The sequence below is a fragment of the Ensifer sp. ZNC0028 genome (assembly GCF_000799055.1).
Classification (GTDB): Bacteria; Pseudomonadota; Alphaproteobacteria; order Rhizobiales; family Rhizobiaceae; genus Ensifer.
The window spans coordinates 1-303 of sequence record NZ_JTLA01000270.1; the positions used below are offsets into that span (position 1 = coordinate 1).

General features: G+C 64.4%; 1 protein-coding gene. It reads left to right on the plus strand.

The annotated features are described in order from the left end of the window. Positions 1-303 (plus strand): VCBS domain-containing protein (locus L981_RS32970; protein ID WP_043627227.1); only part of this gene is annotated, 303 nt, incomplete at both ends.

Here is a 303-nt window from a genome sequence, read left to right on the forward strand (position 1 = left end):
CGGGTGTGCAGAGCGGTGCGGTGACGGAGATCGCCGACAAGGCGACGGGTGAGAATACGATCACGCACACGCAGGGCGGTGCGGTCGGCTTTAGCGATGTCGATACGCTCGACACGCATACGGCGAGCTTCAAGGCGAACGGCAACGGCTATCTCGGCACCTTCTCGCTCGACCCGCTGAACCAGGCAGCCGATCAGGTCGGCTGGAGCTTCAAGGTTGCCGACAGTGTGCTCGACTCGCTGCAGGCCGGCCAGACCCTGACGCAGACCTATGACGTCACCGTCGACGACGGCAAGGGCGGTA